At 75.6% G+C, this 8,990-nt stretch carries 9 protein-coding genes and 1 pseudogene; 2 read left to right on the top strand and 8 right to left on the bottom strand.

The window, feature by feature from the left end; genetic code table 11:
* Nucleotides 1-460 (bottom strand): annotated as a pseudogene (locus SH587_RS22585) (hypothetical protein); the annotation flags it as partial.
* Between the two features lie 38 nt (nucleotides 461-498).
* On the opposite strand from SH587_RS22585, the gene SH587_RS22580 reads away from it, so the two are divergent.
* A complete protein-coding gene (locus SH587_RS22580) occupies nucleotides 499-2,313 on the top strand; it encodes an acetolactate synthase large subunit (RefSeq protein WP_375341805.1) in 1,815 nt (604 codons plus the stop codon).
* Between the two features lies 1 nt (nucleotide 2,314).
* Here the strand turns inward: SH587_RS22580 and SH587_RS22575 are convergent, their stop codons facing one another.
* The 5 genes from SH587_RS22575 to SH587_RS22555 all read right to left on the bottom strand — a co-directional run bounded on the left by SH587_RS22575 (nucleotide 2,315) and on the right by SH587_RS22555 (nucleotide 6,855).
* The gene (locus tag SH587_RS22575) at nucleotides 2,315-3,253 is read right to left on the bottom strand and encodes a TetR/AcrR family transcriptional regulator (RefSeq protein WP_320672919.1); all 939 of its coding nucleotides are present in this window, start codon (nucleotides 3,251-3,253) and stop codon (nucleotides 2,315-2,317) included.
* A gap of 51 nt (nucleotides 3,254-3,304) precedes the next feature.
* Nucleotides 3,305-4,615, bottom strand: coding sequence for a TolB family protein (locus SH587_RS22570; RefSeq protein ID WP_320672918.1), 1,311 nt, complete (start codon nucleotides 4,613-4,615; stop codon nucleotides 3,305-3,307).
* 132 nt (nucleotides 4,616-4,747) lie between these two features.
* Nucleotides 4,748-4,990: a hypothetical protein gene (locus SH587_RS22565; protein WP_320672917.1), complete on the bottom strand. Its 243-nt coding sequence runs from the start codon at nucleotides 4,988-4,990 to the stop codon at nucleotides 4,748-4,750.
* 93 nt (nucleotides 4,991-5,083) lie between these two features.
* Nucleotides 5,084-5,902: a 16S rRNA (cytidine(1402)-2'-O)-methyltransferase gene (gene rsmI, locus SH587_RS22560; protein WP_320672916.1), complete on the bottom strand. Its 819-nt coding sequence runs from the start codon at nucleotides 5,900-5,902 to the stop codon at nucleotides 5,084-5,086.
* Nucleotides 5,899-6,855 carry an ROK family protein gene (locus SH587_RS22555; protein ID WP_320672915.1) on the bottom strand — a complete coding sequence of 319 codons (957 nt, stop codon included), beginning with the start codon at nucleotides 6,853-6,855 and terminating at the stop codon, nucleotides 5,899-5,901. Before SH587_RS22555 ends, rsmI begins: the two co-directional genes overlap by 4 nt.
* Before the next feature lie 20 nt (nucleotides 6,856-6,875).
* Between SH587_RS22555 and SH587_RS22550 the strand changes: the two genes are divergently transcribed.
* On the top strand, nucleotides 6,876-8,153 hold the full coding sequence (locus SH587_RS22550; RefSeq protein ID WP_320672914.1) for an LCP family protein: 1,278 nt from the start codon (nucleotides 6,876-6,878) through the stop codon (nucleotides 8,151-8,153).
* Between the two features lie 7 nt (nucleotides 8,154-8,160).
* Here the strand turns inward: SH587_RS22550 and SH587_RS22545 are convergent, their stop codons facing one another.
* Both SH587_RS22545 and SH587_RS22540 read right to left on the bottom strand, forming a co-directional pair.
* Nucleotides 8,161-8,532 carry an FmdB family zinc ribbon protein gene (locus tag SH587_RS22545; protein ID WP_320672913.1) on the bottom strand — a complete coding sequence of 124 codons (372 nt, stop codon included), beginning with the start codon at nucleotides 8,530-8,532 and terminating at the stop codon, nucleotides 8,161-8,163.
* 18 nt (nucleotides 8,533-8,550) lie between these two features.
* Nucleotides 8,551-8,943, bottom strand: coding sequence for an FmdB family zinc ribbon protein (locus tag SH587_RS22540; RefSeq protein WP_320672912.1), 393 nt, complete (start codon nucleotides 8,941-8,943; stop codon nucleotides 8,551-8,553).
* Nucleotides 8,944-8,990 lie beyond the last annotated feature (47 nt).

Below are 8,990 nucleotides of genomic sequence, written 5' to 3'. Positions count from 1 at the left end.
GGACGCGCCCCGGGATGGTCCCCGGCGGCCGCGACCGCGGTGCCGGCCCGACCGGCGCGAACCGCCGCAGCGGCGGCCGGCCGCGCAGCAGCGGCGCCGGGTCGACGTAGCCGAAGCGGTCGCCGGCCGGGCGCACGCCGAGCGCCACCACCGGACCGGTCGCGCGACCGAGCACCGTTCCGGCGACCGTCCGGCCGCTGCGGGCCCGGCCGTCCGCGCGGACGCCGCCGAGCGTCACCGTCCAGCCACCGCAGCGGAGCGCGACCGTCGGCCCGCGCGGGGTCCGGCCGGCGAAGCGGACGACGCCGGCGCAGGGCGCCCGCAGCGGCTGACCGCGACCGGCGGCCAGCCGCAGCACGCGCCGCTGGCCGGGGGCGAACGGAGTGCGCCGGCGGTAGCGGTACGGGATCGCGACGGGGCCGGGAACGGGGCGGACGAGGGCGGGCGGCGAGTCGAGCACGGGCGCGACGCTAGGCCGCCGCGAGGGCCCCGTGGCCGATGTCGCCGAATTGGCACGAAGTTGGTGCGAAGCCGGTGCGAGCGGGCGCCGATCGGGCACGCGATTCGCCCCGCCGGACCGGCGCGGACCCGCCACCGGATAGCGTCAGTCCGGACCCCGTTCCCCCGTCCCGGAGCCTCGCCCCCGTGCCGACCACCGCCGCTCAGCTGCTCGTCCGCTGCCTCGAACGCGAGGGGGTCGAGTACGTCTTCGGGATCCCCGGCGAGGAGAACATCCACTTCGTCGACGCGCTCCGCGACTCGCCGATCCGCTACGTGCTGGTCCGGCACGAGCAGGCGGCGTCGTTCATGGCGGAGATCTACGGCCGCCTGACGCAGCGGGCCGCGGTCTGCTCGGCGACGCTCGGACCGGGCGCGATCAACCTCCAGCTCGGGGTCGCCGACGCGACCACCAACAGCACGCCGCTGGTGGCGATCTCGGCCCAGGTCGGGCGCGACCGCTCGTACAAGGAGTCGCACCAGAGCGTCGACCTGGTGCCGATGTTCGCCCCGATCACCAAGTGGTCGGCGCTGGTCCCGACCCCGGAGTCGCTGCCGGAGATCGTCCGCAAGGCGTTCAAGACCGCCCAGACCGAGCGGCCGGGCGCGGTCTACCTGGCGATCCCCGAGGACATCGAGGGCGCCGAGGTGCCCGACGCGCTGGCGCCGCTGCCGATCGACCGCGTGCGGCCGAACGAGCCGACCGACGCCCAGGTCGAGCGCGCGATCGAGGTCCTGCGGACGGCCCGCAAGCCGATCCTGCTGGCCGGCCACGGCGCCGCCCGCGAGGGCGCCCAGGCCGAGCTGCTGCGCTTCGCCGAGCGGACGGGGATCCCGGTCGCGTCGACCTTCCACGGCAAGGGCGTCTTCCCCGACGACCACCCGCTGGGGCTCGGCGCGGTCGGCTTCATGCGCCACGACTACGTCAACTTCGGCTTCGACGAGGCCGACGTGATCCTGGCCGTCGGCTACGAGCTGCAGGAGTTCGACCCGGTCAAGATCAACCCCGACGGCGACGCGACGATCGTCCACGTCCACCGCTTCCCGGCCGAGGTCGACGTCCACTACCCGGTCACGGTCGGGCTGCACGGGTCGATCGCCCGCTCGCTGACGCTGCTGCTCGACGCGCTCGACGGCGAGCGCCCCGGCGACGGTGCCGGTCTCGCCGCCCCCGACGGCTGCCGCGCGTCGCAGATGCTGGCCGAGGAGCTGGAGCGCGGCCGCGCCGACGACCGCTTCCCGCTGGCCCCGCAGCGGGTCGTCGCCGACACCCGCGCGGCGCTCGACCGCGAGGACGTCGTGCTGGCCGACACCGGCGCGGTGAAGATGTGGATGGCGCGGCTCTACCCGACCTACGCGGCCAACACCTGCCTGCTCTCCAACGGCCTCTCGACGATGGGCTTCTCGCTGCCGGGGGCGATCGGGGCGAAGCTCGCGCGGCCGCAGGCGAAGGTCCTCGCCGCGACCGGCGACGGTGCCTTCCTGATGCACGCCCAGGAGCTGGAGACCGCGGTCCGCGAGCGGATCCCGCTCTGCGTGCTGGTCTGGGAGGACAACGGCTACGGCCTGATCGAGTGGAAGATGGAGCTGGAGCTGGGGCGCTCCTCCTCGGTCCGCTTCGGCAACCCGGACGTGGTCGCCTTCACCGAGAGCTTCGGCGGCCGCGGGATCCGGATCGGCGCCGCCGACGAGCTGCTGCCGGCGCTCCGCGAGGGGCTGGCCTCGGACGGCGTGACGGTGATCGCCTGCCCGGTCGACTACCGCGAGAACCTGCGGTTGACCGACCGGCTCGGCGAGCTGACCGACGCGCTCTAGCTCAGAAGTTGCAGTAGGTGTTGCGGTAGTTCAGGTTCGTGAACAGCACGGCGTTCCAGAAGGCGATCTCGGCCGGATCGGACTCCCGCTCCAGGTGTCGCTCGGCGTTGTTGATCGCGCGCTGGGCCTGCTGGCAGGCGACGCGGCCGGGACCGTCGGGGTAGGCGGACGCCGCGGCGGGCGCGATCGCGAGCAGGGCGACCGCGGCGAGCATCGAGCGCTTGAGGCGGAGGGTCATCGAAGGGGCCTTTCGGCGGAGAGCAGGGACCGGTCGATCGAACCCGATCGACCGACCGCCGACAATCCGGAGCCGCCCCCGAAGTTCCGCGGCCGACTCTAACGACCGCAGTCCCTGGAGCACGATCCGCAGCATCGGCTCGATCCGGGGATCGCTCTCGGGACCGCGGGCCCGCCGCTGGTCGGCCGCCCAGGCGATCCCGTAGACCACCCGCAGCACGTCGTCGGCGTCGACCTCCGGCCGCACGACGCCCTCGGCCCGGGCCCACTCCAGCAGCGTCCACCAGCCCTGCCGCGAGAGCGCGCAGACGGTCCCGAGCGGCGTGCTGGCGTCGTGCATCGTGGCCTTGATGCTGGCGGCGACGCCGCGGAAGGTGGCGGCGTCGGAGAGCACGTCGCGCAGGTAGGCCTCGACCGCGGCCCACGGGTCGCCGCCCTCGCGAAGGCTGGCGGCGTGGGCGATCGTGCGCTCGAACCGCTCGTGCAGCAGCGCCTCGATCAGGTCGTCGCGGGCCGGGAAGTGGCGGTAGAGCGTGCCGACGCCGACCCCGGCGCGGCGGGCGACCTCCTCCAGCGAGCCGTCGACGCCCTGCTCCGCGAAGGTGTCGCGGGCCGCCCGCAGCAGCCGCTCGCGGTTGCGGCGGGCGTCGGACCGCATCCGCCGCGTGGGCGGGGCGGAGGCGTCGGTGCGGGTCGCGGTCATGGCGTCACCGGCAGTGTCGCGCACGGTGCCGGTCGCTGTCGAACCTGCGGGTCAGCGGCGGAGGCGGACCGTCGTCGTCCGCGCCTGCGGCCGGCCGCCGCTCGCCGTGACCGTCGTCCGCAGGCTGGCGCGGAGGCTGCGGACGCGGGCCAGCCGCTTGGCGACCCGCGACGAGGGCCGCAGCCGGACCGTCACCGCGCGGCCGGCGCGGGCCGTCGCGCTGGCGCTGGCGAGGGTCGTGCGGCGCCCGAGCCCGAGCCGCCGGGCCACGCTGCGGGTGACCGTCAGCGTCAGCCGGGCGCGACCGGCGGTGGCGGCGGTCACGCGGACCCGCAGTCGCCCGCGGCGGAGGTCGCCCAGCCGCGGCCGGCCGACCAGCGCCACCTTCGGCGCGGTCGGCGTCGGCGTGGTCGGCGAGCCGGGGGTGCCCGGCCCGCCCGGCGTGCCCGGACCGCCAGGGGTCCCCGGACCGCCCGGACCGGGATCGGCGGGGCCGCCCGGCGTGGTCCGCGGGCCGCCCCAGAAGGGCGTCGAGCCGCTGGCCACGCGCCGCGGCGTCCCGCCGGCGACGTCGACGACCCAGATCCCGCCGTCCCGCTCGAAGGCGACCCGGCTGCCGTCGGCCGAGAAGACCGGATGGGTGTCGCCGGTCGCGCCCGGCGTCAGGTCCCGGATCCGCAGGTGGGTGACGGTCGAGTAGAGCGCGACCGTGCCCGCGACCGGGATCCCGTAGGCGGACGGTGCCGGACCGCGGATCGCCACGATCGTCTGGCCGTCGGGCGCGCCGTCCGGGAACGCGATCTGCGACGAGACGTCGGCCTCGGTCGCGATCGCCTGGGCGTCGGTGCAGGCGGCGCCGTTCGCCGCGGCATCGCAGATCTTCGACCGCGACCCGTCGTGGCCGCGGCGGACGACCAGCGGCTTCTCGCCCAGCCAGCCGTGGCTGGTCTGGTAGGTCGAGGAGCCGATCGACGGCGGGTAGCCGCTGGTCGGGCCGGAGTACTCGTAGGTGTACCACCCGTAGCCGCCGTACCACCACGACCAGAGCGCCTTGGTCCCGCTCGGCGAGATCGTCGGGTAGTCGTAGATCTCACCGGTGAAGAGCGGGCTCGGCGTCCCACCGGCGACCGGGGCCAGCACGATCGCCGACGGGCTCGGCGCGACCCAGGCGGCGCGGGTCCCGTCGCGGGTGATCCCGGCCACGCGCCCGGCGGCGGCCAGCTGCCGCGGCGCGGCGGTGGTGTCGGGGTCGACCGCGCAGACGCCGGCCCCGCACTGGTAGACGATCGTCGAGGCTGATGCGGCCGCGGCGGGCAGCGCGGCCAGGGCGAGCAGGATCGGGACGAGCAGGCGACGGACCACGGCGGGAGCCTCCGGGGGGACGGAACGACGACGCCCGCCGATCCTACCGCCGCGTCCGCCGTACGCGCCCCGGCGCTGGACGACCGTCGGGGGCGACGGCCGGGAAGCCCCGGCGCCGCCCCCGGAGCCCGCTCAGAAGTTGCAGTAGGTGTTGAACCAGTTCCGCTCGTTGCGGTAGGCCTGCAGCCAGTAGGCGCTATCGCTCTGCGAGGTCGCGCCGATGTAGCGGTCCAGGTAGTAGTCCTGGTACAGCTGGCTCGTCTCGCAGAGCTTGCCGTAGGGCGGGGTCGCCGACGCGGGGCTGGCGGGACCGGCCAGGCCGGCGGCGGCGACGCCAGCGGTGATCAGGAACGCGGTGAGCTTGCGACGAGCCATCGTGGGCACCTCGGGGATCGTGGTTCGGACTCCCCCACCCCACCGCCCGCCGCCCGGCCCGGCAATCGGGACCCGCCCCCGAACCTCCGAGGTCTACCCGTCGTCGCGCTCGTGCAGCGCCCGGTAGAGGTCGTTGGCGCCGGCGCCGGTCAGCTCGGCCACCACCCGCGCCGCGGTCCGCGGCCGGGCGCCGTCGGCGACCAGCCGGCGGGCGGCATCGATCGCCCGCTGTTCGTCGACCGCCGCCGCGACCCCGGCCACGACCAGCGTCACCTCGCCCTTGGTCCCGTCGGCGAAGCGCGCGGCGACCTCGGCGGCCGGCCCGCGGACGACCTCCTCGTGGAGCTTGGTCAGCTCGCGGCAGACGGCCACGACCCGCTGCGGATCCTCGTCGGCGATCGCCCGCAGGGTCGCCGCCAGCCGCCGCGGCGACTCAAAGGCGACCGTCGCGTCGGGATCGCGCAGCAGCTCCAGCGTCTCCCCCGTCCGCCGCGGCAGGAAGCCGACGAACCGCCAGCGCTCGGCGGCGATCCCGGCCGCCGCCACCGCCACCACCGGGGCGCTGGCCCCCGGCAGCACCTCGACCGGCAGCCCGGCGTCGCGGGCCGCGGCCACCAGCCGTCCGCCGGGATCGCTGACCACCGGCATCCCGGCGTCGCTGACCACGGCCACGACCTGACCCGCCCGGACGCGCTCCAGCAGCTCGGCGCCGCGGGCCGCCTCGTTGTGCTCGTGGAGGCTGACCGTCGCGGTCGCGATCGCGTGCCGCTGCAGCAGCACCCGCGTGTGGCGCGTGTCCTCGCAGGCCACCACCGCGGCGTCGCGGAGCGCGGCCAGCACCCGCGGGGTGACGTCCTCCAGGTTCCCGATCGGGGTCGCGCAGACCACCAGCCGCCCGCCCGCCGCGCTCACGCCAGCTCCTCGCGGGCGAGCACGGCGCCGCCGATCATCCCCGCCTCGGCCCCGAACCGGGCCGGCTCGACGCGGGCGCCGTTGGAGGGCGGCCGCGCCCGCCGCCGGGCCTCGTCGCGGGCCGGCGCCAGCAGCAGCTCGCCGGCGGCCGAGACCCCGCCGCCGATCAGCACCAGCTCGGGGTTGAAGATGTTCATCGCGTTGGCGATCCCGACCCCGAGCAGCGTCCCGACCCGCTGCAGCGCCTCGCGGGCGGCGCGGTCGCCGTCGCGGGCCGCCTCGGTCACGTGCTGGCCGGTGATCTGGGTGCCCTCGGCGGCCATCCGCGCCAGCAGCGAGCCCGGCCGCTGCCCGGCCAGCCGCTGGCCCTCGCGCCCGAGCGCGCTGCCCGAGGCCAGCGCCTCGAGGCAGCCGCGGTTGGTGCAGTTGCCCTGGCAGAGCGGACCGTCGAAGTCGACCACCATGTGGCCCAGCTCGGTCGCCGCCCCCGTCGCGCCGCGCAGCAGGTTGCCGGCGGCGACCACGCCGCTGCCGATCCCGGTCCCGATCGTCAGCAGGACCGCGTCGTCGCAGCCCTGGGCCGCGCCCGCCCGCCACTCGGCGAGCATCGCGCAGTTGCCGTCGTTGTCGAGCGCCACCGGCAGCTGCAGGCGATCCTGCAGCTCGTCGCGGACCGGCACCCCGTCGAGCGGCTGGTGGACGGTCGAGACCGCCACGCCGCGTCGCCGGTCGACCAGCGAGGGGATCCCGACCCCGACCGCGGTGACCGGCGCATCGGCCGTCTCCAGCAGCTCGCGGACCTCGTCGGCGACCAGCGCCAGCAGCTCCTCGGGATCGTCCGAGCGGGGCGCCAACCGGTAGGCCCGCCGCAGCACCCGCAGCCGCTCGTCGACCAGACCCGCGAGGAGCTTCGTCCCGCCCAGATCGACACCGATGACGCAGCCTGCCGGCACGCGCGGCACCATACCCCGTGATGCCGGACCCGGACGACGCCGACGAGCGGCGACCCAACGGCCCCCGCCGCCCGCGCCCGCCCCGTCCCGGCGGGTCCGGCGGCGAACCCGGCGACGGCGGCTCCGAGCGCCCGGCCTACACGGTCTACGGCACCCGCGGCCGCCGGCCGCGCGAGAGCGCCGGCCCCGATCCCGCCCGCGAGCCGGATGGCGGCGTCCCCTACACGGTCTACGAGGCGCGGCGCCGCTTCGGCCGCCAGCGCGGCGACGAGCACCAGCCGGACGAGCCGGGCGGGCCCCGCCGCCCGCGCCGCCGCGGCCGCCAGCGCTCGCTGCCGGTCCGGATCCTGCGCGGGGTCGCCTGCGCGGCGGTCGGCTGGGTGCTGCTGTCGATGGTGCTGTTCCTGATCTCGGCCCAGATCCACCAGGAGGGCGGCAACGTCGACGAGGTGCTCGGCGGCGGCGGGGCGCCGTTCACGCCCACCAACGTGCTGGTGATCGGCACCGACCAGCGGCCGAAGGGCTCGAAGGAGCCCGGCAGCGAGGGCGGGACGGCCCGCACCGACACGATCATGCTGATGCGGACCGGCGGCTTCGCCAACGCCAAGCTCTCGGTGCCGCGCGACACGATCGTGACCCTGCCCGGCCACGGCCAGGCGAAGATCAACGCCGCCTACGCCTTCGACGGCGCCCGCGGCACCGTCCGCGCGGTCGAGGGCCTGACGGGGATCGATGTCAACCACATCGCCGAGATGGACTTCCAGAACTTCCCGGGGCTGATCGACGCGATGGGCGGCATCAGCTTCTCGCCCAAGAGCTGCCTGACCGCGGTGGTCAGCGGCGGCAGCGGCAAGGACGGCCGCGCGGGCGTCACCTCGGGCACCGGCCGCTACTTCGGCGGCACCTCGTTCCGGCTCCGCAAGGGCCGCAGCTACCACCTGACCGGCCGCCAGGCGCTGGCCCTGGCCCGCGTCCGCAAGAACACCTGCGACGCCGGCCAGGACGACATCAACCGCGCCCAGCGCCAGCAGCAGATCCTCTCGGCGATGAAGAAGCGGGTGCTCTCGCCGGCCGGATTCCTGCGGCTGCCGATGATCGCCTGGAAGGCCCCGCAGGCGGTCAAGACCGACATGTCCGGCTTCTCGCTGCTGGGCGTGGCGATCGGCCAGTTCCTGCCCGGCGGCGGTTCGTCGGCGGTGCTCAAGCCGTCCGGCGTCCAGACGCTGCCGGACGGCGGTCAGGGGCTGATCGTCAACCAGTCCGACGTCGACCGGGCGCGCCGCAAGTTCGACAAGTAGCGGCGGGCTACGGCGCCTTCGGCTTCGGCTTCGGGGGCGCCTCGCCCCGCACCTTCGCCGCGGCCCGCGCGCGCGCCTGCTCGGCCTGCTTGCGCTCGCCGGCCGCCTTCGCCTTGTCGCGGTCGGCGCGCTGGGCCCGCATCTTCGCGTCGTGGGCGTCGGCGCCGGCCTCGGCCGCGCGCTCCAGCTCGCGGTTGCCCTTGACCGTCCCGACGTCGTTGCTGTAGAAGCCCGAGCCCTTGAAGTGGACGGCCGGGGCGTGCAGGACCCGCTGGACCGGCTCGCCCGTCTCCGGGTCGTGGGTCAGCGCGTCGTCGGAGAACTTCTGCAGGACCTCGAAGGTGGTCCCGTCGGGGCGGCGGTACTCGTAGATCGGCATCGCGCCCGCGCCGCCCGGCTAGTCGCTCGAGGAGCTGGAGCCCGACCCCGACGACCCCGAGGAGGAGGACGCCGCCGTGGTGCTGCCGCTCGACGAGGACGACGAGGAGCTGTCGCTCGACGAGGAGGAGCTGCCGCCGTCGCCGCTCGACGACGACGAGCCGCTGTCGGACGAGGAGGACGACGAGCCGCCACCGTCGGACGAGCCGCCACCCGCGTCGCCGACCGGGCGCTTCTTGGTCCCGTAGTCGGTGTTGTGGAAGCCCTTGCCCTTGAAGTGGATCGCCGGGGCGCTCAGCACCCGCTGGACCGGCTCGCCGCTCTCGGGATCGTGCGTCAGCGCGTCGTCCGTGAACTTCTGCAGGACCTCGAAGGTGGTCCCATCGGGGCGGCGGTACTCGTAGATGGGCATCGGACCACGGAGTATAGGACGCCCGCGAGCGTTTGGCACTCTTCCGG

The organism is Patulibacter defluvii, assembly GCF_034096925.1.
In the GTDB taxonomy this organism is placed as follows: Bacteria; Actinomycetota; Thermoleophilia; order Solirubrobacterales; family Solirubrobacteraceae; genus Patulibacter; species Patulibacter defluvii.
The sequence above is the reverse complement of the archived record's forward strand: the minus strand, read 5'-3'. Positions and strand labels throughout refer to the sequence as shown.

Excerpts from the sequence above, each read along its gene's own strand:
- SH587_RS22565 (WP_320672917.1), bottom strand. The coding sequence starts at position 4,990 with ATGGCTCGTCGCAAGCTCACCGCGTTCCTGATCACCGCTGGCGTCGCC.
- SH587_RS22550 (WP_320672914.1), top strand. The coding sequence starts at position 6,876 with ATGCCGGACCCGGACGACGCCGACGAGCGGCGACCCAACGGCCCCCGC.
- SH587_RS22580 (WP_375341805.1), top strand. The coding sequence starts at position 499 with ATGTCGCCGAATTGGCACGAAGTTGGTGCGAAGCCGGTGCGAGCGGGC.
- SH587_RS22540 (WP_320672912.1), bottom strand. The coding sequence starts at position 8,943 with ATGCCCATCTACGAGTACCGCCGCCCCGATGGGACCACCTTCGAGGTC.
- SH587_RS22545 (WP_320672913.1), bottom strand. The coding sequence starts at position 8,532 with ATGCCGATCTACGAGTACCGCCGCCCCGACGGGACCACCTTCGAGGTC.
- SH587_RS22575 (WP_320672919.1), bottom strand. The coding sequence starts at position 3,253 with ATGACCGCGACCCGCACCGACGCCTCCGCCCCGCCCACGCGGCGGATG.